Source organism: Actinophytocola oryzae, from assembly GCF_004364325.1.
GTDB classification, from domain to species: Bacteria; Actinomycetota; Actinomycetes; order Mycobacteriales; family Pseudonocardiaceae; genus Actinophytocola; species Actinophytocola oryzae.
On record NZ_SOCP01000001.1, the window covers coordinates 171,926 to 197,915 of the forward strand.

At 70.6% G+C, this 25,990-nt stretch carries 21 protein-coding genes; 11 read left to right on the forward strand and 10 right to left on the reverse strand.

Annotated elements, in window-relative coordinates:
• The first annotated feature begins 11 nt into the window (after positions 1 to 11).
• The 3 genes from CLV71_RS00745 to CLV71_RS00755 are packed head-to-tail and all read left to right on the forward strand — an operon-like array spanning position 12 to position 6,191.
• Positions 12 to 1,637 carry a hypothetical protein gene (locus tag CLV71_RS00745; protein WP_133900596.1) on the forward strand — a complete coding sequence of 542 codons (1,626 nt, stop codon included), beginning with the start codon at positions 12 to 14 and terminating at the stop codon, positions 1,635 to 1,637.
• A 7-nt stretch (positions 1,638 to 1,644) separates the two neighbouring features.
• Entirely contained in the window at positions 1,645 to 5,703 is a 4,059-nt protein-coding gene (locus tag CLV71_RS00750) for a P-loop NTPase fold protein (RefSeq protein WP_133900597.1), read from the forward strand.
• 53 nt (positions 5,704 to 5,756) lie between these two features.
• Complete coding sequence (locus CLV71_RS00755; protein ID WP_133900598.1) at positions 5,757 to 6,191, forward strand: SRPBCC family protein; 435 nt, start codon at positions 5,757 to 5,759, stop codon at positions 6,189 to 6,191.
• On the opposite strand, the gene CLV71_RS00760 is transcribed toward CLV71_RS00755, so the two are convergent.
• Positions 6,117 to 7,139, reverse strand: coding sequence for a helix-turn-helix transcriptional regulator (locus CLV71_RS00760; RefSeq protein WP_133900599.1), 1,023 nt, complete (start codon positions 7,137 to 7,139; stop codon positions 6,117 to 6,119). The two genes, CLV71_RS00755 and CLV71_RS00760, sit on opposite strands and share 75 nt — an antisense overlap.
• A 54-nt stretch (positions 7,140 to 7,193) precedes the next feature.
• On the opposite strand from CLV71_RS00760, the gene CLV71_RS00765 reads away from it, so the two are divergent.
• Entirely contained in the window at positions 7,194 to 7,922 is a 729-nt protein-coding gene (locus CLV71_RS00765) for an alpha/beta fold hydrolase (RefSeq protein ID WP_133900600.1), read from the forward strand.
• Between the two features lie 63 nt (positions 7,923 to 7,985).
• Here the strand turns inward: CLV71_RS00765 and CLV71_RS00770 are convergent, their stop codons facing one another.
• Positions 7,986 to 10,739, reverse strand: a complete 2,754-nt coding sequence (locus CLV71_RS00770; RefSeq protein WP_243866128.1) for a sensor domain-containing protein — start codon at positions 10,737 to 10,739, stop codon at positions 7,986 to 7,988.
• A gap of 240 nt (positions 10,740 to 10,979) precedes the next feature.
• On the opposite strand from CLV71_RS00770, the gene CLV71_RS00775 reads away from it, so the two are divergent.
• Positions 10,980 to 12,134, forward strand: a complete 1,155-nt coding sequence (locus tag CLV71_RS00775; RefSeq protein WP_133900601.1) for a beta-ketoacyl synthase N-terminal-like domain-containing protein — start codon at positions 10,980 to 10,982, stop codon at positions 12,132 to 12,134.
• 45 nt (positions 12,135 to 12,179) lie between these two features.
• Here the strand turns inward: CLV71_RS00775 and CLV71_RS00780 are convergent, their stop codons facing one another.
• Positions 12,180 to 13,904: a sensor histidine kinase gene (locus tag CLV71_RS00780; RefSeq protein WP_133900602.1), complete on the reverse strand. Its 1,725-nt coding sequence runs from the start codon at positions 13,902 to 13,904 to the stop codon at positions 12,180 to 12,182.
• Complete coding sequence (locus tag CLV71_RS00785) at positions 13,894 to 14,589, reverse strand: response regulator transcription factor (protein WP_133900603.1); 696 nt, start codon at positions 14,587 to 14,589, stop codon at positions 13,894 to 13,896. Before CLV71_RS00785 ends, CLV71_RS00780 begins: the two co-directional genes overlap by 11 nt.
• Before the next feature lie 91 nt (positions 14,590 to 14,680).
• Between CLV71_RS00785 and CLV71_RS00790 the strand changes: the two genes are divergently transcribed.
• Genes CLV71_RS00790 through CLV71_RS00805 form a run of 4 tightly spaced genes read left to right on the forward strand, consistent with a single transcriptional unit; the run spans position 14,681 to position 18,165 of the window.
• Complete coding sequence (locus CLV71_RS00790; RefSeq protein ID WP_133900604.1) at positions 14,681 to 15,262, forward strand: hypothetical protein; 582 nt, start codon at positions 14,681 to 14,683, stop codon at positions 15,260 to 15,262.
• Complete coding sequence (locus CLV71_RS00795; protein WP_133900605.1) at positions 15,255 to 16,319, forward strand: efflux RND transporter periplasmic adaptor subunit; 1,065 nt, start codon at positions 15,255 to 15,257, stop codon at positions 16,317 to 16,319. The genes CLV71_RS00790 and CLV71_RS00795 overlap by 8 nt, the downstream gene beginning before the upstream one ends.
• On the forward strand, positions 16,316 to 16,972 hold the full coding sequence (locus tag CLV71_RS00800) for an ABC transporter ATP-binding protein (protein WP_424923858.1): 657 nt from the start codon (positions 16,316 to 16,318) through the stop codon (positions 16,970 to 16,972). Before CLV71_RS00795 ends, CLV71_RS00800 begins: the two co-directional genes overlap by 4 nt.
• The gene (locus CLV71_RS00805) at positions 16,969 to 18,165 is read left to right on the forward strand and encodes an ABC transporter permease (RefSeq protein ID WP_133900606.1); all 1,197 of its coding nucleotides are present in this window, start codon (positions 16,969 to 16,971) and stop codon (positions 18,163 to 18,165) included. The genes CLV71_RS00800 and CLV71_RS00805 overlap by 4 nt, the downstream gene beginning before the upstream one ends.
• Positions 18,166 to 18,210: 45 nt before the next feature.
• On the opposite strand, the gene CLV71_RS49110 is transcribed toward CLV71_RS00805, so the two are convergent.
• From CLV71_RS49110 to CLV71_RS00835, 6 genes are all read right to left on the reverse strand, one after another.
• The gene (locus tag CLV71_RS49110) at positions 18,211 to 18,624 is read right to left on the reverse strand and encodes a cellulose binding domain-containing protein (RefSeq protein ID WP_243866130.1); all 414 of its coding nucleotides are present in this window, start codon (positions 18,622 to 18,624) and stop codon (positions 18,211 to 18,213) included.
• Positions 18,625 to 19,183: 559 nt separating this feature from the next.
• Positions 19,184 to 20,449 carry an RICIN domain-containing protein gene (locus CLV71_RS00815; protein ID WP_133900607.1) on the reverse strand — a complete coding sequence of 422 codons (1,266 nt, stop codon included), beginning with the start codon at positions 20,447 to 20,449 and terminating at the stop codon, positions 19,184 to 19,186.
• A gap of 186 nt (positions 20,450 to 20,635) precedes the next feature.
• Positions 20,636 to 21,823: a hypothetical protein gene (locus CLV71_RS00820; RefSeq protein ID WP_133900608.1), complete on the reverse strand. Its 1,188-nt coding sequence runs from the start codon at positions 21,821 to 21,823 to the stop codon at positions 20,636 to 20,638.
• 146 nt (positions 21,824 to 21,969) lie between these two features.
• Positions 21,970 to 22,236, reverse strand: a complete 267-nt coding sequence (locus tag CLV71_RS00825; RefSeq protein ID WP_133900609.1) for a hypothetical protein — start codon at positions 22,234 to 22,236, stop codon at positions 21,970 to 21,972.
• Positions 22,237 to 22,372: 136 nt separating this feature from the next.
• Positions 22,373 to 22,861 (reverse strand): universal stress protein, encoded by a 489-nt coding sequence (locus CLV71_RS00830; RefSeq protein WP_208297321.1) that lies wholly within the window; start codon positions 22,859 to 22,861, stop codon positions 22,373 to 22,375.
• A complete protein-coding gene (locus CLV71_RS00835; protein ID WP_243866132.1) occupies positions 22,858 to 24,039 on the reverse strand; it encodes an SLC13 family permease in 1,182 nt (393 codons plus the stop codon). Before CLV71_RS00835 ends, CLV71_RS00830 begins: the two co-directional genes overlap by 4 nt.
• A gap of 276 nt (positions 24,040 to 24,315) precedes the next feature.
• Here CLV71_RS00835 and CLV71_RS00840 point away from each other — a divergent pair, with 276 nt between their 5' ends.
• Entirely contained in the window at positions 24,316 to 25,392 is a 1,077-nt protein-coding gene (locus CLV71_RS00840) for a ferritin-like domain-containing protein (protein ID WP_166663860.1), read from the forward strand.
• A 40-nt stretch (positions 25,393 to 25,432) separates the two neighbouring features.
• The gene (locus tag CLV71_RS00845; protein ID WP_133900611.1) at positions 25,433 to 25,981 is read left to right on the forward strand and encodes a hypothetical protein; all 549 of its coding nucleotides are present in this window, start codon (positions 25,433 to 25,435) and stop codon (positions 25,979 to 25,981) included.
• The last annotated feature ends 9 nt before the right edge of the window (positions 25,982 to 25,990 follow it).

Below are 25,990 nucleotides of genomic sequence, written 5' to 3' on the forward strand. Positions count from 1 at the left end.
AGAACATGAAGATGTCGAAGACGACGGTGCCCGACTACCCCGGGCTGCCGCAGGGCGCGTTCCACGCCGACAACACCCCGCCCCAGGCCCTCGCGGTACTGGGCTCGGTCGACCCCGGCGTGTGGTCGGCGGCCCTGTCGACCTACGTGAGCGTGGCCGACCCGCAGACAGGCAGGCCCTACAACGGCCAACCGCTGGAAGACGCGGCGAGCGGCGCCATCCCACTGGCCGCGTCGAGTTGCAGGAGCCTCGCCGTGACGTACTCCACCAACATCGACAAGCAGGTCACCGAGCTGGAGGTCGCGGCGGCGACGCACCTCGCCACGGCCGTCGACCACATCGAGCACGCGTCCGGACTGCTGGACGAGCCGATGATCGGCCCCGACGGCGAGACCACCGACGGCAGGCGGTTGCAGGCCGTGCAGCACGCCGACGAGGAGCTGGCCAGGCAACGCAGCGCGGAGGGCGACTCCCGGCACACCGAGCAGGCGTGGGCGAGTGGATGGCGGGTGTTGGCGGCCACGCTGCTCGGCGCGCTCGACATCCTCCTGCTGTGGAAGCCGCTGCTGAACCTGTCGTTCGAGAGCAGCTCGGGCGGCATGTTCCGGTGGGCGATCGGCATCGGCCTGACCGGCCTGCAGATCCTGGCGATCGAGTGGTGCGCACGCTCCTATGTGGACAAGGAGCGGCAGAGTGTGGACAGACGGGGTTCGGTCGGCGACTACAACCGGCCGCTCAAGAAGGGCCGGATCGTCTCGGACCGGCCGACCCCCACCGTGCAGGAGGTCGCCGAGGCCGACAAGGCCATGGCGAACGCGTACCGGATGCTCGTCCTGCTGGCGTCGTTCATCGCGGCGATCGGCGGGGTCCGGGTCGCGGTGCTCGGCAAGCGTGCCGCACTGTCGATCTTCGAGGCGGCACTGTTCGGCGTGATCGTGGGGCTGATCCTCGGTGTCCTCGTGGTGCTGATGGCACGCATGTACTGCCGGGGCAACCTGCTTGGCGACCGCCTGCGGATCGAACGCGAAGCCATGGACGAGGTGAACGAGAAGCTCCAGCAGGCCCGCGAGGCGGTCGCGCAGGAGCGGGAGAACGCACTGGGCGCACTGGCCGAAGCCGAGCTGCTGTCGGCGACCGCGGCCCGGATCCGCACCCAGACGGTTGCCGACTACTGGCGTGCCGTGCAGCTCGCGTGGACGTGGTTGGGCCTCCCGCACAGCCGCCTGGACTTCGAGTCCTTCGAACGCGAGGCCCTCCCGGACCTGACCGACAGCGAGCCGATTCGCAACGACCTCCGGATGAAACTGGCCAGGGTCAACGAATGGCTGGCCGACCGCCCCACGGTGTTCGACCATGCGCTGACGGTCCCCATGCTGCCGGCCGCCACCCCACCGGCGCCGGGGACCTCACCGGCCAGGTTCATGCCGCTGATGCAGCCGAAGGACGGCCAGCTCATGATCGCCGGGCCGCAGCTGATCACGTTGCCGCCCGTGCCCGAGCCGCCGCACCTGTGGATGTTCGTCGGGGTCGGGTGCACCGTGGTTGCGGTCATCTTGTCCGCCTTCCTCAGTCCGGACACCGAAGGCCCCGGCGAAGAGGCAGCGGCGCCGGTCGTGAGTCGATACCTGGGACAGTGAGAAGGCCATGGTGACTTCGGGAACGACAGAGTACGTCGCCGCGCGACGAATCGAACCCGCCCACAGGGCGGCGATCACCTCGGTGGCGTTCACGACACTCTCGGACAGGAGCACGGTCATCGCCAGCGCCGGTGACCGCGTGATCCGGTTGTGGAACGGCGAAACCGGCACCCCGGATGGTCTGCTTCGTGGACACGGCGGGCAGGTGCGGGCGCTGGCCTTCGCACCACGGTTCGACGGCAACACCATTCTGGCGAGCGGTGGCGCCGACGAGACCGTCCGGTTGTGGAACATGGACACGAGATCGCCTACCGACGCGGTGCTCGCCTGTGGCAGTCCAGTGTGGAGTGTCCAGCTCCACGCACTTCCGGATGGCCGAACACTTCTTGCCGCGGGTCTCGCCGACGGCACGGTGCGGGTCTGGGACCTGAGCAAGGACGACCGGGACGGCAGGTCGTTGAAGGGACACACCAAGCGCGTGACCGCACTGGCGTTCGGTACTCTGGTCGATGGCAGTACCTTCCTGGCAAGCGGCAGCGAGGACAGCACCGTCAGAGTGTGGCTGCCCGAGACGGGCAGCGCTCACGGTGATCTGGTCGGCCATCAGAACTCGGTGACGTCGTTGGCGTGCCACGCCCTGCCGGGCGGTCGTCCCGTTCTCGCCAGCGGCAGCACCGATGGCACGGTGCGAACCTGGGATCCTGACGACTGCACCAAGGTGCACGTCCTGCGGGCAGACGGAGAGCAGGTCTGGTCGGTCGCGTTCGGGAAGCAACATGACGGTCGAGTTCTTCTCGCGTGCGGCGACGACTCGACCGTTCGGCTCTGGGACACGGTAGACGGCGTTTCCGTCGGGGACCCGCTGGGCGACCACGCACAGCCGGTCTACTCCGTCGCGTTCTCTCCCCGGCCCGGCGGTGTGCTCGTGAGCGGCGGGCAGGACGGCTCGGTCAACGTGTGGGACCAGACCACGGGCGGCCTGCTGCGTGGTCCGCTGTTCGCCCACGCGAGCCCGGTCAGGTCGATCACGGCGCGCCGGCCCGCCGCCACTGACATGACGAGCTTCGCCAGCTGCGGGGACGACGGGGCGGTACGGGTCTGGCATGTGCGGGACGACACCTACTCGGGCAGCGCGCTGACGGGCTACGGCGGCACCGTTCGGTCGGTCGTGGGCCTCGACCGTCTCGACGGTCGCCCCTGGTTCGTCAGCGGGGACGACGGTGGCACGGTACTGCTCTGGAACGCCGGTGACACCGACCATCCCGGCGATGTCGTCTTCGAGGACGACTCCGCGGTGCTGGCCATGGACTGCGTGACGCTGCTCGACGGACGCGTCCTCGTGGCGACCGGACACGAGGACGGCGCGGTGCGCGTCTGGGTGAAGGACCAGGGTCTGCTGGCCGAACAACCCTCCGGCCACGACGGGCCGGTGCGGTCACTCGCGTTGGCGCTTCTCAGGAGTGGTGCTCCGGTGTTGGTTACCGGCGGCGCGGACCGGACCGTTCGCGTCTGGGACCCACTCGAAGGCGGATCGGCCAAGGCCGAGCACAACGGGTTCAACGGTGTGTGGTCGGTGGCTTTGACGACACTGGCCGACGGTCGGGTGCTGTTGGCGAGCGGAGGTGAGAGGGCCATTCGCCTCTGGGAGATCGACCGCGCGCCGTCCACACCACGAAACCTCACCGGTCACAGCAAGCCGGTCCGGTCCCTCACCTTCACCAAGGGGGCAGACGGACAGGTGCTGCTGGTCAGCGGCAGTGACGACGGCACCGTTCGTCTGTGGGACACCGGCGAGTGCGAACAGCTCGGCCGCGACCTGAAAGGGCACGACGGCGCGGTCCTGGCCGTCGAGGCCATCGCCGGGAAGACCGGTGCGCCGGTGATAGTCAGTGGCGGCGAGGACGGTGCCATCCAGATCTGGGCGCCCCCCGGTACGTTTCCCGTCTCGGACGAAACCTGGACGGCCCCGGGGCCTCCGATGCCCGCGCGGACGAACATGCCCGCGGCGCGGGACGATGTCGAGACCAACGACCTGCTGCACCGATCCATCCTGGTCGAGCACCTGTACGGTCAGCTCAAGTGCCTGACGTCCGGCCGGAAGGTCAACGACGGCAGCCGCGGTACCGCCGTGGTCCACATCGAGGGACCGTGGGGTGCCGGGAAGACGACGATGGTCAGCCTGCTGCGTGAGCGGCTGCGGCAGTGCTCGCCGAGCAACGGGGCCAAGGACCGGAGCTCGCTCACGGACGCGGTCGTGGTCGAGTACGACGCCTGGCGTGAGAGCGCGGTGGCCCCGGAATGGTGGTCGCTGGCAACGGCGATCAACCGGGCGGTTCGTGGCGAACGTGCCGGAGTCACCAGAGCGGTCATGAGCGTGCTCGGCACGGCGGCCCGCGTGCTGGGCTCCCGGCCGGTGCTCGTGGCCTTCGCGTTGCTGCTCGGTGTGATGACCGCTCGTGTGCTGGGGATGTGGCGTCAGGCCGGCGATGTCAGCGGGTTGCTGACCGCGCTCACGGCGGTCACCGCGATTGGCCTATCCGCCGGGCGTGTGCTCTTCTGGACCTCCCCGACGTTCGGGAAGCTGTACGTGAAGTCCGACGGCAACCCGCTCGGTGACATCGCGAAGATCATCGAACGCCTTCGTCGCTGGACACCCCGCCAGGGGCGCCGGCACCGGATGGCCGACACCCTGGCCGCGCTGTGCGGACTCTCGGCGTTGGTCGTCGCCTGCCGCCTGGTCGTCGGGAACGACAGCTCGGGGTTGGTCGCGACCAGAGACTGGCTTTTCGGGCGCTGGGGCCTGGTGTTGCTCGTGTCGGTCGCGGTGGTCATGGTGTGGACCAGTTGGCCGAGGCGGGCCACACCGGAGGACGGTCCGGCCGACATCGCTGGGAAAGAAGGCGATTCCGGTTGGTCACCGGCCGACAGACTGGCGGGTTTCGCGAGTACCCTGCGGTGGCTGACGTTTCCGGTGAGAGTCGCGTCGGTCGTCGGTGCGTGTGCTCTGGTCTGGGGTAGCTGGTTCGTCGCGCTGCCGGAACGGATGCTCCAGAGTCCCGTCGTCTCCTCGGCCGGGCTGCTCGCGTTGGTGGTCGGCGGACATGTGGTCTGGACGTGGCGTGGGCTCGCACGCGAGCGTCGCCCGGTCATCCTGGTCATCGACGACCTGGACAGGTGCACCATCGAACGAGCCGTCAAACTCCTGGAAACCGTCCACACCCTGCTGCGACAGCGGACGCCGGTGCGGCTCCTCCGGCGCTGGCGGACACCTGCTCCACTCGTCGTCCTGGTGCTGGCGGACGGCCGGTGGATCCGAGCCGCCTTCGAGTCCACCTACCAGACCTTCAGCTCCATCGGCTCGGAGGTGCACGGCCTCGGCGCGGACTTCCTCCAGAAACTGTTCGACCACACCGTGCTCGTCCCCGCGTTGGCGGATGACCAGGTGCGCAGGCTCGTCAGGGACGTGACGGACTCACCGGACGACGAGCAGGCGAACACCGGTTCCGAGCAGGCGACGAAGGACGCGTCCGACTTCGTCGACCGTCGCGACCCCGGGCAGCTGCGGACCCGGGACGTGAACTGGAAGCTGTTCAGCGAGCCCCTGACCAGGAAGGACGCGGCCGAGGTCGAACGGCGTCGGGTCGAGAGGGAGTCAGGTCCGACCGCGACAGCAAGGCGTGTCGCGCACCTGCTCGGGAAGTACGCGCACCTGATGCCCGCCAACCCGCGGCTGATCAAACGCGTGGCCAACACGTGGGGGATGCTCCTGGCGGTGCAGAGCCATCTCCACGTCGGGCAGTGGCGGGACGTGCCACCCGAGGACCACGTGGCGCGGGCGGCCATCATGTTCGTCCGGTTTCCCAAGTTGGTCGACGAACTGCTGTCGTGTCCGACCCCGCCGAAGGTGGGGAGTCGTGCCGTCCTGGCTCCGGCGGACACGTCGGCGCCGTGGCAGCGGCCCGACGTCCGGGAACTGCTCACCTCCGAGTACGGCGAACGCATCTCTCCCGAGGAGATCGCGCGGTGCTACGGCCGCACGTTCCCTCCCGAGCAGTTCCGCCAGTGAACAGTGCCGCCCTCGGCGGGTGTCCATGACCGGGTCCGTCTACCGTGGTCACTGTGTCGGACCGTCAGATCTCTCTCAGTCGTACGGTTGCCGCGCCGGCCGGACAGATCTTCGACCTCCTCGCGGACCCCGCCCGGCACCCGGAGCTGGACGGTTCCGGCAGTGTCCGCGGTTCCCTCAGCCAGGGCCCGCGCCGACTGTCCCTCGGTGCGAGGTTCGGTATGCGGATGCGTCTCGGCCTCCCGTACACGATCCAGAACACCGTCGTCGAGTTCGAGGAAGGGCGGCTCATCGCCTGGCGGCACTTCTCGGGGCACCGGTGGCGTTGGCAGCTGACCGACCTCGGGGACGGACGCACCGAGGTCACCGAGACGTTCGACTGGTCGACCGCGGGCTCGCCCCGTGCGATCGAGCTACTCCGCTTCCCCGGCCGCAACCGTCGGGGTATCGAGGCCACGCTCGACCGGCTGGCCACCCGGTTCGGTTGACGCGCACCTCGTCAACCGCTCGGCCAGGCCGACGACCTCGGTCCGCAGCTCGTCCGGGTACTCGATCTCGAACGTGCACCCGAGCCACGCCAGGACGGCCGCCGCCCACACCCAGCTGTTGCCGCGCAACAGGACCCGGACACCGTCGGGTGTCTCGGTGACCGTCGCCACCGAGGCCGGGAGCTTCGTCCGGACGTCCTCGACCGTCGTGTGCAGCAGCACCGACGCCTCGCACGGATAGCGCACGTCGGCCAGCCCGGACAGGACCCGCGCGATCGGGTCGAAGTCAGCCGGGACCGCGAACGTCCCGGGCACCAGGGCGGCCGACGCCACGCGGTCCAGGCGGAACGTTCGCACCTCGCCGCGTCGTGAGTCCAGGCCCGTGACGTACCAGCGGCCCGAGTGGAACACCAGCCCGTACGGCTCCACCCGGCGCTCGCTCACCCCGCCCCGCCAGCTCGTGTACGTGATCTCCACCGGCTGGTGGCGGCGCGCGGCGTCCGCCAGGACCAGCAGCTGCGCTGTGCCGGGCGGGGTCGCCGACCACTCCGGGGACGTGAAGTCCGCCGCCGACTGGAGCGCGTCCAGCCTCCTGGCCAGCTCCACCGGCAGCACTCGCCGTACCTTCGCCGACGCGCTGTCCGCCGCCGCCTCCGTCGCCGCCACCAGCCCCGTTCGGCGGCCCGCTACCAGGCCCAGCACCACCGCCACCGCTTCCTCGTCGGTCAGCATCAGTGGTGGCAGCTTGTAGCCGGGCGCCAGCTGGTACCCGCCGTAGCGACCGCGGCGTGACTCGATCGGGATGCCCAGGTCCGTCAGGTGTTGGGCGTAGCGGCGGAGCGTGCGTTCGTCGACACCCAGACGGGTGGCCAGTGACGTGACCGTGTGAATTCCGCCGCTCTGCAGCAGCTCCAGGAGTGCCAGCACTCTCGCTGTGGGACGGGTCACAACCCTCATGATACCGGGCGGCTTCTGCCCGGTATTCGGCCTAGCGTCCCTGCCATGACGACCTACGTGCTGATTCCCGGTTTCTGGCTCGGCGGCTGGGCGTGGCGGCCCGTGGCGGACACACTGCGTGCTCGCGGCCACGACGTGCACACCCTCAGCCTCACCGGCATGGGCGAGCGCGTCCACCTCGCCCGACCGGACACCGACCTCGAGGTCCACGTCACCGACGTGGTGAACCTGTTGCGGTACGACGACCTCCACGACGTCGTGCTCGTCGGCCACAGTTACGCGGGCGCGGTCGTGACCACCGCCGCCGCGGACCGGATGCCCGACCGGGTCGCGAAGCTCGTCTTCGTCGACACCGGGCCGCTGCCCGACGGGGTGTCGCAGTCCGAGTTCGAGGAGCCCGACGCGCGGGCGGCTACCGCGAGGACTGTTGCCGAGCACGGGGACGGCTGGCGGATTCCCCCGCCGCCGTGGGCGCAGGTCATACCCGACCTCGACGCGGAAACCCTTGCCACACTGGAAGAACGCTCTACGCCCCAGCCCTACGCCACCACCACGCAACCCGTGTCGCTCACCGGCGCCTGGGAGAAGCTGCCCCGCCTCGGCATCCTGTGCACGTTCACAACCGAGCAGGCCCGTGCGATGGCGGGCGCGCCCCTGTTCCGGCACATGACTGACCCGCAGTGGGAGTACGCGGAGCTGCCCACCTCTCACTGGCCGATGTTCACGCGCCCAACCGAGCTGGCAGACCTCCTGTCCTGCCCCGAAGTGCACTGAAGGACGCCTTCGTAACGCTGGGCGCACTGAAGGACGCCTTCAGTACGTTCGGCCGCGGCGGTCCTAGGTGGACAGGTCCAGCTCCGCCGCGGCCACCGGGCGGCCCAGGTGGAACCCCTGGGCCGCGTCACAGCCCAGCGCACGCAGGATCCCGAGCTGGCTCTCCGTCTCCACACCCTCCGCGACCACCGTCAGGTTCACCGCGTGCGCCATCGCGATGACGCTCTTCAGGATCGCCTCCGCGTCACGGGAGTCGCCCAACCGAGCGGTGAAGGTCTGGTCGATCTTGAGCATGTCCAGCGGCAGCGTCAACAACTGCGCCAGCGACGAGTAACCCGTGCCGAAGTCGTCGATCGCGAGCTGGGCACCCATGTCCCGCAACGCGGTCAGCGTGCTCGCGGCCCGCTTCGGGTCCCGCATGATCGCGCTCTCGGTGATCTCCAGGCACAGCGCACCCGGCGGCAGCCCGGCCACCAGGGTCGCGTCCCGCACGATCGGCACCAGGCGGTCGTGGTCGAGCTGGCGCACCGACAGGTTCACCGTCAGCCCGAGGTGGGAGTTGCGTGCCCGCAGGTCGATGATCTCCTCGGTCGCGATGCGCAGCACGTGTTCGCCGAGCAGGTTGATCAGGTCGCTCTCCTCGGCGAGCGGGATGAACTCACCCGGCGAGATCGCGCCGAAGCGCGGGTGGTTCCACCTCGCCAGACCCTCGACGGCGGTGGCGCGGCCGGTACGCAGGTCCACGATCGGCTGGTACGCGAGCCACAGCTGACCCAGCGCAGGCGCCGCCCGCAGGTCCTGCTCCAGCCGGAGCCTGCGCTGGCTGCGCTCCCGCAGCTCGATGTCGAAGAACGCGTGCTGGCCGCGGCCCTGCGTCTTCGCCTGGTACATCGCGAGGTCCGCGTCCGACAGCAGCGCCTCGCCGTCGCGCGGGTCGTCCGCGCGTGCGATCACGATGCCGAGGCTCGCGTCGATGTGGAGGACCCTGCCGTCGACGCTGACCGGGCGGTTCAGCTCGGCGCGGATGTGCTCGGCGAGCGCCCGCGCGTTGTCGGGGCTCGTCATGTCGTGCGCGATCACCGCGAACTCGTCGCCGCCGAGCCGACCGACGATGTCCGTGCGGCGCGTGCTGCCCCGCAGCCGCTCGCCGATCACCTGCAGGACCCGGTCGCCGACGCCGTGGCCGAGCGAGTCGTTGATGACCTTGAACTTGTCGAGGTCGATGAACAGGACCGCGGTGGAGCCGGGGTGGCGCGCTCGTGACGTACGGCTCAGCTCGTCGATCGCGACGGTCCGGTTGACCAGGCCGGTCAGCGCGTCGTGGGTGGCCTCGTGCTCGCGGCGGCCCTCGATCTGGCGGCGCTCGGTGATGTCGGAGAACGAGATGACGACCGTCGCGGGCAGGCCGTCGTCCGGGTTGAGCGCGCGGGTGCTCATCGACAGCCACACGCGGCTGCCGTCGGGGCGCACCGAGCAGACGATCCGGCCGTTGCGTGGCTCGCCGGTGCGCCGGGTGTGCGCGGTGGGGTAGTCCTCGTACGGGATGCGCACGCCGTTCTCGTCGTACAGCTCGGCGAGTGTCGACGGCGCGCCGAGCGTCTCCTTCTCGTTGATCGCGAGGATGCGCTCGGCGGCCGGGTTCACCGACTCGACCTCGCCGTTCGCCCCGATCACGATCACGCCCTCCTCGATGGCCGCGACCACGGTCGTGAAGTACTGCTCGGCCCGCCGCCGCGCGGTCTCGTCGGCACAGATCAGCACGTAGCCGTCGGACATCCTGGCGACCGAGACGCGGACCGCGAGCGCGCCGCCGTTCGCGTCCCGGTGGTCGGCCTGCACGACACCGCCCATCTCCAGCACCGTCGCCGGGTCGAGGTCCGCGCCCACCAGCTCGTGGATCGGCTTGCCGATGGCGTCGACCGCGAAGTGGCCGTAGATGGTCTCGGCGGCGGGGTTCCAGCTGGTCACCACGCCTTGTGAGGTGGTGGCGACGAGCGCGTCACTCACATGGGTGACAAGAGCGGCCTGGTAGCGGAGTGCCGCCGCCGCGGCCTTCTGCGCGGTGACGTCCCGCATGATCACCTGGAAGGCCGGCCTGCCCTCCCACGTGGTGCGCACGGACACGGACGCGACGGCGATGCTGCCGCCGTCGAGACGACGAAGCAGGACCTCGGTCGTCTCCGTCGCGGCACCCGGTTCGGACAGGTCGGCGATCCGCCGCAGCATCGCCGCCACCGAGTCGGGGTGGACGAAGTCGACGATCGGCCGGTCGACCATCTCGGCGGCGGAGGCGGCCCGCACGAACCGCACGGCGGCCGGGTTCGCGTAGACCAGCCTGCCCGCCTCGTGCACGACGATCGCGTCGGGGCTGAGGTCGACCAGGAGCCGGTAGCGGTCGGTGATGTCGGAGAGCGCCTGGCGCTCGGTGCGTCTGCCGGTCACGTTCGTGATCACGCCGACGAGCCTGCGGCAGCCCGCGTGCGAGGTGAGCCTGGCCCGGATCTGCAGCCACCTCGGCACGTCGCCGTGGCCGGTGCAGCGCTGCTCGAGGTCGAACTCCTGCCACACCGCGGCGGTCCGCGCGGCGACGGTCAGCGGCGCGACCAGTTCGGACAGCCGGTCGCGGAGCTCGTCCGGCGGTGCGCCGGACACGCCGAGCATGTCGTCGAGGCCGCGGGTCCAGATGAGCCTGTCGGCGGTCAGGTCGAACGACCAGGCGACGGCGGTGCCGACGGACAGCGCCAGGTCGACCAGCAGCTCGGCGTCCGCGTTGGTCTCGTCCATGAACTCGTGGAAGTCATGGCGTCCGGGCCCCATGTTCTGTCCAATCCGTCGCGGGAGCGGCCACTGTGGATATTTACCTGGTCGTGGTCAACCTGACCACCCTAATCAGGGTGGGCGGAGGTACGCCGGGAGGCTCCGTTGTGGAGCAACTAAAAATCATTGTGACCACTTTGGTTCACGTGTGGATCAAAGGGCGGCTTAATTGGGACGGGGGATCTCCGTGGCGGGAGTTACGATTGGGGTACAGGGGCCGCGAGTGGGAGGGACCGCGGGATGGCCGCGCAACACGTGGGAATCTGCGGTATCGGCGTCGTGAGCGGTTACGGGTGGGGACGTGAGCTGCTGTGGGACGGTCTGCTCGCGGGCAAGCCCGCGGCGGTCGCGACCTCCGGCCTCGGTGACCCGATGTGGATCGCCCGCGTTCCCGGTGGCGGCAGCCCCGGCGACGGGGACAGCCGGTTCGCGCGCGCCATGCGTGCCTCGGCCCGCGAGGCCGTCGAGAACGCCCGCTCCCGGGGTTGGCGCCCCGGCCGCCGTGTCGGCCTGCTGCACGCGGTGGTCCTCGGCGAAGTGGATCTCTGGAAGGATTTCTACACCGTGCGGGACGGCGACGTGTCCGTCCGAGAATATCTCGGACTGATGCCGTCCACCCCGATGTCCACCCTGATGCAGGAATACGGCTTCCACGGCCCGGCGATGACCGTGTCGGCGATGTGCGCGTCCGGCAACGCGGGTTTGCTGACCGCGAAGTCGTGGTTGGACGGCGGCATTGTCGACGACGTGGTGTTCGTCGCGACGGACCTGTCCCTCACCCCCGAGAACGTCCGCCATTTCGTCCGGCTCGGGGTCGCGGTGGTCGACGCCGACCCGCTGGAGGCGTGCCGCCCGTTCCAGGAGGGCAGCCGCGGTTTCGTCATGGGCGAGGCGTCGGTGTCGTTCGTGCTGTCCCGCGGTTCCGGCCGCCCCTACGCCTACACCCTCGGCGGCGCCATGACCCACGACGCCCACCACGTGACCTCGATAGAGCCGTCGCATGCCGAAGTCTTCGCGTGTGTGCAGGAAGCGTTACGGGCAGCGGGCGTTTCCGCGGGTGACGTGCGGTACTTCAACGCCCACGGCCCGGGCACCGCCCAGTGCGACGCGGCGGAGGCGGCGGTGGTCGAGCAGCTGTTCTTCGCGGACACGGGCATCTACTCGGTCAAGCCGCTGACCGGCCACTGCCAGGGCGCGGCGTCGGCCATCGAGGTCGCGGCGGCGGCACTCGGCTACGACCGCGGCCTGATCCCGGCCCCGCCGACGGTCGCGGCGGCGCACCCCCAGCTGCTCGACGGTCCGACCCCGACCAAGGGGGGCATCACGGTGAAGTCGTCGCTCGGCATGGGCGGCCACAACTCGGCGGTGGTACTGGCGTCACCGGACGCTCCGTAGCGGCGCCAGGCCCTCCTTCCGCGAGCAGGCTGCCGAGGACATCCGCTACCGCGTGCGGGGCAGGCGCAGACGGAACGTGGCACCCTCGCCCGGCACGCTCTCGACGGTGGCGGTGCCGTGGTGGGACTCCGCCAGCTTGCGGACGATCGCCAGGCCGAGGCCGCTGCCGCCGGTGGCCCTGTTGCGTGACTTCTCCGCGCGCCAGAAGCGGTCGAACACGTGCGGGAGGTCGTCGGGGGAGATGCCGGTGCCCGTGTCGCTCACCTCCAGCACCCCGACGTCACCCGACGGGTACGCGCGGAGCGTGATCGTGCCCTCCGGCGGGGTGTGGCGGACCGCGTTGGCCACCAGGTTCCCCAGCATCTGCCGCAGCCGCATCGGGTCGGCCCGCACCGTCAGCGGCTCGGCCGCCACCACCGCGTTCGGCGGGAGCGGCAGGTCGGCGAGCAGCTCCGGCACGTCGACGTCCGCGACGTGCAGGCGCAACGTGCCCGCGTCGGCCAGCGCGAGGTCCTGGAGGTCGTCGATCACGTGCTGCAGGAGCCTCGCCTCCTCCAGCAGGGAGGCGACCAGCGGTGGGTCCAGTGTGGACACGCCGTCCTGCGTGGCCTCCAGCCAGCCGCGGATGTTCGACAGCGGGGTGCGCAGCTCGTGGGCGATGTCGCCGACCATGTCGTTGCGCTGCCGCTCCATCCGCTCCCTGGTCACCGCCATGTCGTTGAACGCGGCCGCGAGGCGGGCGATCTCGTCGTGGCCGCGGACCCGCACCCGCGTGTCCGGCACGCCGTCGCGCATCCGCTGTGCCGCGGCCGTCAGCGCACGCAGCGGACGGGTCAGGCGCCGCCCGGCCAGCACCGTGATGGCCACCGTCACCACCAGGACCGCCGCCGCGGCCAGGGCGATCCGGCCCTGGTTGCCTGCCGACAGGTCGAACGGGCTCGGCGCCGCCGCGCCTGCCTCCGTGGTCACGAACAGCATCGCCGCGGGCGCGACGAACGGGGTCAGCTGCTCGTGCCGGGCGCTCGCGACGCACCCGGTCACCGTGTTCTCGATTCCCGCCTGTGCCGGGCCGGGCGCCGTCCACGTCCACGACCGGTCCAGCGCGAGCCGCACCGGCGGCAGGCCGTTGCGGTCCAGGCACCCGTTGACCAGCGCGGACAGCTGCGTGAGCGCCGCCTGCTCGGTCGGGGTCGGGTCGTCGAGCGCGGCACCGCCGCACGAGGCCGCGGTGTACCCGTTGGGGCCCGCCACCCGGGGACGGCCGGTCGGGGTCGTGACGATCTCGCCGCCGCCGGAGCGGGTCCGCACACACTGGAGCGCCTCGGCGGCCAGACCGTCGAGGTAGGTCTTCTCGTTGTCCGGCAACCGGAACGGGCCCACCGCGCGGCTGTCGATGCGGTCGGCGGCCGCGTCGGGCACCAGCGCGGGGTCGACGGCGAGTGGGTCGACGACGGCCGAGGCGATCGAGGGCAGCGGTCCGGTCGAGGAGTCGGCGATCGGCGTGCGGTCGTGGGCGAGCAGCGTGATCCGGCGGTCGGTGTGCTGGGCCAGCGTCTCCAGTGTCGGGCCGACGCCGTCCCACGACGGGTGGGTGGCCGCGTACCCGAGCAGCGTCGTGTAGATCTGGTTGTCGGTCGCGAGGGTCCTGCCCTGCTCCTGCTCGATCGCGTTGGTCGTGGTCCTGGTCGCGAGCCACGCGGTCGCCGCGATCGCCAGCACCGCGATCAGCACGGACGCGCCGAGCAGCCGGGTGAGCAGGCTAACCCGCACCGGGACCGCCCGTGAGCTTGTAGCCGACGCCGTACACCGTGACCAGGTGCACCGGCCTGCGCGGCTCCCGCTCGATCTTCTTGCGCAGGTTGAGCACGTGCATGTCGATGGTGCGGTCGGTGAGGTAGCTGTCGAAGCCGTGCATGCTGTCGAGCAGCTGCTCGCGGGTGAACACCCGGTCGGGTTGCGCGGCGAGCGCGGCGAGCAGCCGGAACTCGCCGGGCGTGCACGGCACGGGCCGCCCCTCGCTGGTGACCTCGTGGCGCAGCGGGTCGACGGTCAGCGGCCCCACCCGCAGCACCGGGTCCGGCGTGGTGAACGGGCGGGCCCGGCGCAGCAGCGTGCGCACGCGGGCCACCAGCTCACGCGGGCTGAACGGCTTGGTCAGGTAGTCGTCGGCGCCGTGGTCGAGGCCGCGCAGCAGGTCGTCCTCCGTCGAGCGGGCGGTGAGCATCATGATCAGCAGGCCCGCACCCTCGCCGCGCAGGATCCGGCACACCTCCAGCCCGTCGAGCACCGGCAGCATCAGGTCCAGCACCAGCAGGTCGAAACGTTCGCGGCGGACGGCCTCCAGCGCGGCCCTGCCGTCGGCGGCGACGATCACGGTGTGGTGCTCGCGTTCGAGGTAGCGGCGCACCAGCTCGGCCTGCTTGACGTCGTCCTCGGCGAGCGCGATGGCTGCCATGGCGCCGATGGTAGAGCCGTCCCGCGAACACTGACGGGACCCGAACCGGACCCTGACAGCTCTCTGACAATCCTGCGACAGTCTTCTCGCCATGACCAAGCGCATCCTCCTCGCGGTCGCCGCCGCCGCCCTGCTCGGCGCGTGCTCGTCGCCGCCCTCGGCAGAGCCACCGGTAGCGTCGCTCTCGACGGCGAAGGGCACGGCGACCTCCGCCACCACCGCGCCCGCCGGTGACGCGGGCCGCCCGCAGCTCCGCCTCGACAGCTCGGACGAGGAGGTCAACCTCGCCTGGCAGGGTTACTACCTCTGCCTGGAGGCACACGGCCACAAGATGCTCGACGGGCGCACCGACGAGCACGCGGGCCCGGCGGGCAACACCAAGGTCACCTCGCCGGACATGGAGGACGACAGCCCGCAGTCGGTGCGGGCCCGCAAGGAGTGTGCGAACAAGCTCCCGTTACAGCCGCCGGAGCTGGAGCCGGAGACCAACCCGCACTACCTCGACGACTACCACGAGTACATGACCTGCCTGACCGACGGCGGCCTCAAGGTTCACCCGATCGAGCCGTTCGGGACTGGCTGGACCTACGACGACGGCGTCACCCAGACCCTGCCGGAGGACCAGCAGCGCAAGCTCGAGCACGACTGTCAGGTGGAGGCCTTCAGTGCCTGACCGGCGGGTGTTCCTGACCGCGGTCGCCGTGGTGGTGGCGGGCGGGGTCGGCGCGGGAGCCGTGGCGCTGGCCGACCACGACGACACCGCGCAGGCCGCCCCGCCCACGCCGAAGGTCGCGACGACGAGGGTGGTGCGGACCGACCTGGCCGACACGCAGAGCTTCGGTGGCACCCTCGGCTACGGCGGCGTGACCACGCTGAAGGGCACGGGGGCAGGCACGGTCACCAAGCTCCCGGCCGTCGGCGCGGTCGCGGCCAGGGGCGACGCGCTGTACTGGGTGGACGGCCGCCCGGTGCCGGTGTTCTTCGGCGACACACCGCTGTACCGGCCGGTGGACAACCCGGACCTGGTCGGCCCGGACGTGGCGGTGGTGGCCGCGAACCTGGCCGAGCTCGGCTACGCGGTCGGCGCGCGGGCGAAGGACGCGACGAAGGCGCGGGCCAACCCGACCCTGCTGGCGTCGCTGAAGAAGTGGCAGGACAGGGTGGGCATGGAGCCGACCGGGACGCTGGCACCGGGCCAGGTCGTGGTGCTCGCCGGACCCGTTCGGGTCAACTCTGTCACCGCCCAGCTGGGTGACCCGGTCGCGGAGGAGTTGCTGACGGTCACCGCCACGACCAAGGTCGTCACGATGCCGGTCGAGGCGGGCGAGGTCAGCAAGCTCACCACGGGCATGCCGGTGACGGTGGTGCGGCCGGACGGCGGGAACGTGCCCGCGACGGTCGCGTCGGTCAGCACGACCGTCACCGGCAGTGAGGACAATTCCCAGACCGGGGGACCTCCGAAGGTGGAGGTGCTGGTGACGCCGGCCGACCAGCAGGCGGTGGCCGATCTCGAGAGCGCCTCCGTGCGGGTCACCGTGACGACGGAGACCCACAAGGGCGTGCTGGCGGTGCCGGTCGGCGCGCTGGTCGCGTTGCGGGAGGGCGGTTACGCGGTCCAGCTGCCGAACGGGACCTACCGCGCGGTGACCACCGGGATGTTCTCCCGCGAGCTGGTGGAGATCTCGGGCGACGGGGTCACCGAGGGCATGACGGTGGTGACGACGTCGTGATCCTGTCGCTGAAGGAGGTGAGCAAGCACTACCCGGGTGGTGTCGTGGCACTCGACCGGGTGTCGCTGTCGCTCGACGAGGGGGAGATGCTGGCGATCGTGGGCCCGTCGGGGTCGGGGAAGTCGACGCTGCTGTCGATCGTGGGCACCCTGGACCGCCCGACCAGTGGCCGGGTGGAGATCGGGGGCGTGGACGTCACGGACCTGCCGGACCGGCGGCTGTCCGCGCTGCGCGGCCGCCGGCTGGGGTTCGTGTTCCAGCAGTTCCACCTGAGCGACGGCCTGTCGGCGGTGGACAACGTGGCCACGGCACTGCTGTACGCGGGGGTGCCACGCAGGCAGCGGCGCGACCGTGCGGTGGCCGCGCTGGAACGGGTCGGGCTCGGGCATCGCCTGTCACACAAGCCTTTCCAGCTCTCCGGCGGCGAGCGGCAGCGAGTGGCGATAGCGCGGGCGGTGGTCACCTCGCCGACACTGGTGCTGGCCGACGAACCGACCGGCGCGCTGGACAGCGACAACGGCGCGGCGGTGCTGGCACTGCTGCGTTCGCTGAACGCCGAGGGCACGACGGTCGCGGTGATCACCCACGATCGCGACATCGCGGCGTCGCTACCGCGCCGGGTGGAGCTGCGAGACGGGCGGGTGGTGGCATGACAGCGGTCAGACCGGTCCGGCTGGGCCTGGGTGACGTGCTGCGCCTTGGCCTGCTGGGCATCACGGCCCGCCGCTTCCGCGCTGCACTGTCGGCCCTGGGCATAGCGATCGGCATAGCGACGATGATCGTGGTCACGGGCATCCCCGCGACGAGCCAGCGCGCGCTGCTGGACGAGCTGACCGCACTGGGCACGAACATGCTGCGTGCGGAGCCGACCCCGGGCGACCCGCCGGTGGAGCTGTCCTCGGACGCGGTGGAACGGGTGGCACGCATAGGCCCGGTGACGGGAGCCGCGGCCGTGGCCAACACGCACACGATCGTGCGCCGCTCGGACCGCGCGCCACTGGGCGACGGCTCGGGCCTGTCGGTGCTGGCGAGCACGACGAACCTGTTGTCCCAACTGAACGGCACGGTGGCCGACGGCAGGTTCCTGGACGCGTCGACGTCCCGTTTCCCGACGGTGGTGCTGGGCTACGTGGCAGCGGGCAGGCTGGGAATAGACCGCCTGACCCCGAACCAGGCGCCGCAGGTCTACATAGGACAGACGTGGTTCACGGTGATCGGCATCCTGGCCCCGATGCCACTCGCCGCCGACGTGGAACGGGCGGTGCTGGTCGGCTGGGACGCGGCCCGCACGTGGCTCGAGTTCACCGGCCACCCGACAGTCGTCTACGCGAAGGCGAGGGAGAACGCGATCGAGGACGTGCGCGCGGTACTGGCACCCACGCTGTACCCGCGACTACCCGGGTTGGTACAGGTGTCCCGCCCGTCCGACGCACTGGCGGCGAAACGTGCGACGGAGAACAACTTCTCGGCACTGCTGCTCGGGTTGGCCGGCGTGGCGCTGCTCGTGGGCGGCATCGGCGTGGCGAACACGATGTTCATCTCGGTACTGGAACGCAGAAGGGAGATCGGACTGCGCAGGGCACTGGGTGCGACGAGATCCCACATCCGGTCGCAGTTCCTGACCGAGGCGGTGGCACTGTCCACAGTGGGCGGAGCCGCGGGCACGGCGACAGGCGCACTGGTGACGGCGGCCTACGCGCTGTACCAGGACTGGCAGGTGGTGATCCCGCCACTGGCCGTACTGGGCGGCGTGGTGGGCGCGATCGTGGTGGGCGCGGTGGCCGGCCTGCACCCGTCGATCCGCGCGTCCAGACTGACTCCGACCGAGGCTCTGGCCGCCGCGTGAGAACCGGGTGCCCCAGCGTCGAGGCGAGGGCACCCGGTACTTCGACTACGGCGTGGCGCAGGAGACGGCGGGTGTCGCCCACTGCCCGTTGGCCATCACGGTGAAGCCGAACGTGGTGCTGGCGCCTGGGCCGAGGTTGCCGTTCCCGTTGGGACGCATGGTCATGACGATCCCGCTGGAGTCCCAGCTGGGCGTGCCGCTCCACGTGGTGGAGACCCGTTGCGGGGAGGTGAGCCGCACGGTGGCGGTCCAACTGGTGATGGCGGCCGACCCGGCGCGGATGGTCACCTCACCGTTGAACCGGTCGCCCCACTGCTGCGAGGTGCGATAGGTGGCGGTGCAGGACCCGCCGGAAGGCGGCGGGTTGCCGGGGTCGCTACCGCCGGTGGGCGCCACGGCCCGACCGGTGGCCGTGGAGATCATCCCGGCACAGAGGCCGCGGCTGTTGAGGTTGGCCACGATCTGCGGGATGGCGCTGATCGTAACGAAGGACGCCTTCGTAACGCCCGGCGCAAGGAAGGGGGTCCTTCGTGACGTCCGGTGTAACGAAGGACGCCTTCGTGACGCCCGGTGTAAGGAAGGCGTCCTTCGTAACGCTTTGTCCGCCCCGCCCCGCCCCGCTGCCCCGCCCCGGCTCGGCCCACCGTGTTGCCCCGCCTGGCCGCCGCCCAAGGTCGCATCGCTTTGCCGCCTCGCGCTGCCTCGCCTCGCCGCGTCCCTCGCCGCCGCCATGCGCCGCCTCGCCGCCCGGTCTCGCCGTGCCGCCCCTGGCCGCGCCACGTCGCCCCGCCGCTTCGCCCCGCCGCCGCGTGGCCCTGTCGCGGTGTCGCCGTGCTGGTAGCGCTGCCGCGCCGCCTGGCGCGACACGCTGACCCGTTCCGAACGCCTCCGTCGGCGCGTCGGTGTTGCCAACGGCAACGTGAACCTGCCTGCTGCCCAGCACCGAAGGCGCCCTTCCCGACGTCGAGTGTCAGGAAGGGTGCCTTCAGTGCCGCCTCGGCCCCGTGAGGTGTGCCCCCTACGCGACTCGGAACGACTGGCTCGCCCCGCCGTTGCAGGTGGTCTGGGTCAGCTGGACGCTGTCGGCGGTCGAGGAGCCCGGTACGGTCAGGCACTTCGCGCTGTTGCGGTTCACGAAGTGGTAGTAACCGCCGCCCTCCGTGACCCACTGCCACTGCTGGTTCAGACCACCGCCGTACGCCCACAGCTGGATCGCGGCGTTGTCCGCCACCGACACGTCCTTGACGTCCAGCACCTGCGCCGCGTTGAGCTGGCTGTTGATCCGGCCGAAACCGCCGGACGTCGGCTGGAACTGGAAGCGTTGTGCGTTGGTGCCGTTGCACGCGTACTGCTGGACCACGGTCCCGTTCGCCGACGCCGCGGCGCGGATGTCGACGCACTTTCCACTGGCGCGGCCGGTCACGGTGTACCACGCGGTGGGGGAGATCTCGCCGGGGTCGGGCGGGGTGGTGCCGCCGCCACCGCCGAGCCACTTCAGGCCGTCGAGGATGAAACGGTTCTGGTTCGGGCTGTCGAAGGTGGACGACAGCTGCTGGTTCGTGTCGTAGTTCATCCTGTTGTGGCCGAAGTTCGCGTACAGCATGCGGAAGTTCGTGTTCGTCCACATGATCGGGTAGTAACCACTGTGCCACTGCTGCGCCGGGTCGTCACCCACCGGGAACGTCGACGCGTCCAGCGACGCCAGGACCTGGATGTTCGGGTTCTGGCGCAGGTCCCGCTCCCACGAGTACCACTCGCTCACCGACGACTGGATCGTCGTGGGCAGGTTGACCGTCGACGGGTGCGTGCGGTTGTCGATCCTCAGCGTCTCTGCGGTCGGGCCCCACGTGTTGGTCGCGAACCGGCCCGTGCCCAGGAAGTCGTTGTGGAACCAGTTCGCGTACGACGGGGTCGTGTTGTCGTTGTAGGCGGTCACGTGGAAGCCGAAGAAGCCCCCGCCCGCCTGCACGTACCGCTGGAAGCCCTGGAACTGCGCCGACGACTGCGGCTGGTCGTCGAGGAACATCACGACCTGGGCCTGCGCCGGGGTGAGCGAGGTCAGCCGGTTCCAGTCGGTCGTCGACGAGTACGTGTACCCGTTCGCCGACGCCTGCTGTGCGAACCAGACGTTCGCCTCCTTCTCGAAGGCGATGTGCGCGGCGTCCCACGTGCCGCTGTAGAACGCCAGCACGCTGAACGGCGCGGCGCTCGCCACCGGAGGCGCCAGTATGCCAAGACCGAGGAGTACGGCCGACAACAGGACCTTCACCGATCTGGACACCATGGCGGCTCCTCCCCGACGAGGTAAATACACGCCTTAAATTAACCCATGGACCGGGAGTTGGTCTAGACCTGTTTGCACGAACCTCGCGGGCCGGTAAGCCGCAAGGTAAGCGCATGCCTGGCTGGTGCGAACAAGGCGAAGCCGGCGCCCGTGGGCGCCGGCTCGAGGGTGGTCAACGGGTGGAGGTCAGCCGTCGTAGGTGGCCTGCTCGACCGCGAACACGTTGCGGCTCCCGGCGCTCTCCGTCAGCGACCACAGCAGGTCCGGGTTCACGTCGTCCTCCCAGTAGGAGATGCTCTCGGCGCCGCTCACCCACGAGTAGGTGGCGGAACCCGTCGCCGACGTCCAGTAGTACAGCTGCTTCTGGCCCGACGACGCGAACCACCAGCGTCCGTTGTGCGAGGCCACGCCGTTGAGGTTGTACCAGGGCAGCTGAAGCGCCTGGCTCGCCGTGGTCGACGCGGCGAACGTGCCGCTCGACGCGAACGGGTAGCGGATCGCCCTCGGCGCGCGGTTCGGGTAGGACGTGCAGCCCGACTGGCAGGTGTACTCGGTCATCACGATCGACTTGCTGACCCGGTCGAGCGAGATCGTCGACCACGCGAGGTTCGTGCCGGACGTCGTGCCCGCGGTGATCGTGCCGATCTGCGGCAGCGCGTAGGCGTAGTTGTGCGCGTAGTACACGCCGCTGGACTGACGGCCGATCTGGTCGGCGGTGCCGCCGGTGTTCGTCTTGAGGATCTTGCGCATGTCGAACACCCGCATGCCGCGGCCGGTGTCGGCGACGTACAGGTAGTCGCCGTACCAGGAGACCCCGCCCGCGTGGACCGGGATGTCCTTGAAGTTCGGCGTCGTCGCGGAACCGGTCGGCTCGACCAGCAGGACCTTGCGGTACTTGTTGGGGTAGGTGGCGTCCCAGTCGACGAGCGTGATCCTGCTGCGGGACTGGGCGCCGTCGCACCCTGCCTTGGTGTACCAGCTGACCACGACGAGCTGGTGGCCGTCGTAGTTGCCGCTGTTGGCGGTGCCGATCGCATCGCGGCTGGTCGTGATGCCCTGCGGGAAGTTCGTGCAGTCGGAGTTGTCGCCGCTGTCGAACCGGAACCCGGTCTCCAGCCCTGCCGGGGAGAACGAGGACGGCAGCCCGGTGCGGTCGTGGTTCGCGTTGTCCATCACCGTGTGGACGGGCGCCGTGCCGAGCGTCGACACGAGCGCGGCGTTTACCGCGTCGAACTGGTTGTAGTTCGCGCTGAGCGTGTACTGGCCGGCCGGCAGGGTCGTCGGCCCGGCCGCGGCGTTCGCGGCTCCCGGGACGGCGAACAGGGCGGCGATGAGTGCGCCGGTGGCGGCGATGGTGAGGCGGCGTCGTCGCATGAAGCCTCCGTAGTCGGAAATTAACCGAACGTGGGGCATCATAGTGAGACTCTGGCCGGTCGATCAACCGCCGGTATCCGTGTCGGCCGGGGGGACCGGGAGGCCGCGAGCGGACGAGGGCGCCCGTACGCGCGCCGGGGGTGACCTCAGCTCCGCGCCTCGTGGCAGGCCCTCGTCGCGTAGGGCCAGTCCACCCCGGCCTGGTGGAGCCCTTCGGTGCATTCCTGCAGGTCCCCCTCCTCACCGGCCGCGCAGGCGGCGTCGGTCTCGGTGTCGGCGTAGTAGCCCATCTCCTCGAGATAGCTCGTACAGGCCGCGACATCGGCCTGCGCGGGCGCGGCGACCATGGTGGGGCCCACAACGGCCACCGCCACCGCGAACATCGTGGTGATCACCCGGGAAATTCGGCTCATCGTCGAGTCTCCTTCCGCTGTCGAGACGGTTCCCGGTCATCACAGCACCCGATCACCCACGTCACCGCGATGATCAGTCACGGGAGTGACACCCACCCGACCGACGGGTGGCCCGGCCACCTCGACGGCCCCGGGACTAGTGGTGTGGCGGAGGCGGGATCGTGGCCAGGTCGGGCGCCGGTGCCGGCCAGACCAGCAGGACCGGGCACGGGGCGTGGTCGACGACGAAGCGGGTCGCGGGGCCGAGGCTCTTCGGCCCGAGGCGGTCGCGGTCGCCGTCGCGGGCCAGCACCAGCAGGGCGGCGTCCTCCAGCGCCGCCACCACCTCGCGTTCGCGGCGGCCCGTGCGGGTTTCGCGCCGGCACGGGCGGTCCAGGCGCCCGGCCGCGGCGTCGAGGAGCTCGCCTGCCGAAGCCGCGGCCAGGCCGGCCAGGCGGGTGCCGGGGTCGCGGTCCGGACGGGCGCGGCCGAGCAGCCCGGCGAACGCCCCGTGGGCGGCACCCGAGACATCGCTGACGTGCAGCAGCACGAACTCCGCGTCGCTCGGGGCATGCGTGCGGGCAGCGTCCACACAGGACCGCCACGTGCCCTCGACGACCCACACCACCACAGCGGCCATGGTCATCCTCCGATCACCTGCAGCGACCCCCACAGTGCCACCACGGCCAGCACGAGCCCAGCGGGCACGGTGAGCAGGCCCAACCTCGTGAACTCACCCAGGTTCACCTCGTGGTCGTGCGCACGCACGACCCGCCGCCACAGCAACGTCGCCAGCGAGCCCGCGTAGGTGAGGTTGGGTCCGAGGTTCACGCCGAGCAGCACGGCCAGCACCGGCCCCGGACCCGTGACCAGCGGCAACAGCACCAGCACCGCGGGCAGGTTGTTGATCACGTTCGCCAGCACGGCCGCCACCCCCGCGATCGCCAACAGCGTCGGGAACCCCGCCCCGGACGGCACCACGTGGCCCAACGCGCCACCGAGCCCGTTGTCCACGACCGCCCGCACCACGATCCCCAGCGCGAGCACGAACGCCAGGAACGGCAACGCCGCCGCCCGCACGATCCCCGTCACCCTGGTGCGCCGCCGGGCCAGCGCGCGGGCGCCGAGCACGAGCGCGCCGCCGAGCGCCGCCCACGCCGGGTCCAGCCCGACGGCCGCCGCGACCACGAAACCCACGAGTGTCCCCGCGACCGTGACCAGCGCGAACACCGGCACCTCACGGGGTTCCGGCGCACGCTCCTCGCCGGTGCCGCCGAGGTCGTTGGCGAAGAACCGCCGGAAAACGACGTACTCGACGGCGATGGCCACCAGCCACGGCAGCGCCATCAACGCCGCGAAACGCGTGAACCCCAGCCCGCTCGCCGCGAACGCCAGCAGGTTGGTCAGGTTCGACACGGGCAGGAGCAGCGACGCGCTGTTGGACAGGTGGGTGCAGGCGTAGACGTGCGGCTTCGAGCGCACCCCGACCCGCGTGGCGGTCGCGAACACGACCGGCGTCAGCAGGACGATCGTGGCGTCGAGGCTCAGGACGGCGGTGACCAGGGCCGCGGTCACGAACACCCCGCCGAGCAGGCGCTTGGGCCGCCCGCGCGTGGCGCGTGCGAGCCACGCCCCGCAGGCGCGGAACAGCCCCTCGTCGTCGCAGAGCTGTGCCAGCACGAGGATCGCGGCCAGGAACCCGATCACCGGCGCCAGCCGCCGCACCTCGCCGAGCGCGTCCTCGCCGGAAACGGCTCCGGTGAGGACCACCAGGACGGCGGCGGGCGCCGCGACCACGACCTCCGGCCATCCCCACGGCCGCACGACCGCACACCCCAGCACCAGCACGAGCAGCGCGGCGGCCTCGACGAGCGACGCGTTCAGGACGGCTCCCTCCGGATCTGAGGCCCTGACGCTACGCCACCCGCATCGGCTCCACAGAGGACTTCCGTGCCCGCCCCGGGTGGCGCGCCCGGATGCCCGGGGAGGCACACGTTCGGGTCATTCGGGCGGTGTGGGATGGCCGACCGCCGAAACGCTCGGGAAGATCGTTGCGGTGCGTTCTCGACGCAACCACGGAGGAACCATCGGGGAGTGGACATGACCGCGGTCGCCGGGCAGGGCAACAGGACTGTCACCGAGTTGTTGTCGGTGTCCGACGAGGACACCGACGTCAGGTGGCTCCGGTCCGCGCTGCAGACCGCGATGGTCATGGAGCTGGCGACGATACCGCCGTACTCGTGCGGACTGTGGTCGATCGTCGTGCCACCGCAGGCACGGGAGTTCCACCGGACGATCCGGGAGATCATCTTCGACGAGATGGCCCACTTCGGCCTCGTCGGCAACATGCTCTCGGCCATCGGCGGCGTCCCCGACCTCTCCCACCCGCCCACCTATCCGGGACAACTGCCGGGTGGCGTGCGACCGGAGCTGACCGTGTCCCTGTCCGGGCTGACCACCAAGAGCCTCGGCATGTACGCCCACATCGAGGCCCCGGAGGACCAGCACTTCCCCGAGTCCGCCGCGCAGGAGACCTACCCCTCGATCGGCGCGTTCTACCAGAAGATCAGCAGGACGTTCGAGAGGTGCCGGCCGGAGCTGAACAAGGGACCGCAGCTGGAGTTCCCGCTGTCGGGAAGGCACGGCACGGGCAACGACATCGTCGTCATGAAGGACCTCGACACCGTGCTCGACAGTCTGGACATCGTGATGGAGCAGGGCGAGGGGACCTCGGCGACACCGGGCAACCCGTACCCCGGCTACGAGGACGAGCTTGCCCACTACTACTCGTTCCGGCAGCTCGAGCTGGGGCGCAAGCTCGTTCGCAAGGACGGCGAGTGGGTGTTCGAAGGGGACAGGATCACCCGGCCGAAGGCCTATCCCGCCGCCGAGGTCCCCGCGGGTGGGTGGGCGAAGGATCCCCGGAACAAACCGGAAGCGGGCAGTGAGGCACGTCAGTACCTCGACTGGTTCAACGCCGCCTACAGCTCCTTGCTGAACAGTTTCCAGAAGGCGTGGGGCACAACGGACAAGGCGACGCGGGACAGGTTGGTCGGCGACGCGATCCAGGCCATGGCGGACATGCGGGAGTACGCCCGTCTCATCATGGCCATCCCGCTGAAGGCCGGGCCGGGGAACTACTGCCCCGAGTTCCTGTACGTCCCGGCGGGCCACTGACCCGACCGCGGTGCTTCACGGTCGGAAAGAAAGACAACGGATGACAGCGATTCGTGCCATCGCCCGCTTCGTCACGGCCGCCGCCGTCGGCGCCACACTGGCCACCGCCGCCCCGGCACAGGCGCAACCACCCGTCGGCGTGCGGGACTACGTGGTTCCCGACGGGGCGTACCGGATCAAGGACCCGGCCACGACCCTGCTGCTCACCGCGCAGGACGAGGAACCGCGTCAGCGGGTCACGATGTCCGAGCCGTCCGACGGAGAGGCGGGGACCTACCAGGTGTGGGACCTCACCTGCAGGGAAGCCCTCGGTTGCGCGCTGCGTAACAGGAAGACCACGACCTACCTCGCCCTCACGGGCCTCCCGAGCGTCGGCAAACACGTGATCACCAAGCCCACTCCCTACCAGTGGCTGATCACCGGGAGCGTCGGGCAGGGCGGCTGTGTGATCTCCCGCGCGGTCGCACCCTCGGGGCACCTGAACGTCTCCCGGTCCGACGCCCTGGTACGACCACCGCTGGTCGACCTCCAGGAGCCGAACCCGTCCGACGCCCGGCAACAGTGGGAGGTCGTCCCTCTCACCGAGTGAGCCGCGGCG

Coding starts and splice junctions, on each gene's coding strand:
- CLV71_RS00745 (WP_133900596.1), top strand. CDS start 12: ATGTCGAAGACGACGGTGCCCGACTACCCCGGGCTGCCGCAGGGCGCG.
- CLV71_RS00750 (WP_133900597.1), top strand. CDS start 1,645: ATGGTGACTTCGGGAACGACAGAGTACGTCGCCGCGCGACGAATCGAA.
- CLV71_RS00765 (WP_133900600.1), top strand. CDS start 7,194: ATGACGACCTACGTGCTGATTCCCGGTTTCTGGCTCGGCGGCTGGGCG.
- CLV71_RS00770 (WP_243866128.1), bottom strand. CDS start 10,739: ATGGGGCCCGGACGCCATGACTTCCACGAGTTCATGGACGAGACCAAC.
- CLV71_RS00775 (WP_133900601.1), top strand. CDS start 10,980: ATGGCCGCGCAACACGTGGGAATCTGCGGTATCGGCGTCGTGAGCGGT.
- CLV71_RS00785 (WP_133900603.1), bottom strand. CDS start 14,589: ATGGCAGCCATCGCGCTCGCCGAGGACGACGTCAAGCAGGCCGAGCTG.
- CLV71_RS00790 (WP_133900604.1), top strand. CDS start 14,681: ATGACCAAGCGCATCCTCCTCGCGGTCGCCGCCGCCGCCCTGCTCGGC.
- CLV71_RS00805 (WP_133900606.1), top strand. CDS start 16,969: ATGACAGCGGTCAGACCGGTCCGGCTGGGCCTGGGTGACGTGCTGCGC.
- CLV71_RS00815 (WP_133900607.1), bottom strand. CDS start 20,449: ATGGTGTCCAGATCGGTGAAGGTCCTGTTGTCGGCCGTACTCCTCGGT.
- CLV71_RS00820 (WP_133900608.1), bottom strand. CDS start 21,823: ATGCGACGACGCCGCCTCACCATCGCCGCCACCGGCGCACTCATCGCC.
- CLV71_RS00825 (WP_133900609.1), bottom strand. CDS start 22,236: ATGAGCCGAATTTCCCGGGTGATCACCACGATGTTCGCGGTGGCGGTG.
- CLV71_RS00830 (WP_208297321.1), bottom strand. CDS start 22,861: ATGACCATGGCCGCTGTGGTGGTGTGGGTCGTCGAGGGCACGTGGCGG.
- CLV71_RS00840 (WP_166663860.1), top strand. CDS start 24,316: ATGACCGCGGTCGCCGGGCAGGGCAACAGGACTGTCACCGAGTTGTTG.
- CLV71_RS00845 (WP_133900611.1), top strand. CDS start 25,433: ATGACAGCGATTCGTGCCATCGCCCGCTTCGTCACGGCCGCCGCCGTC.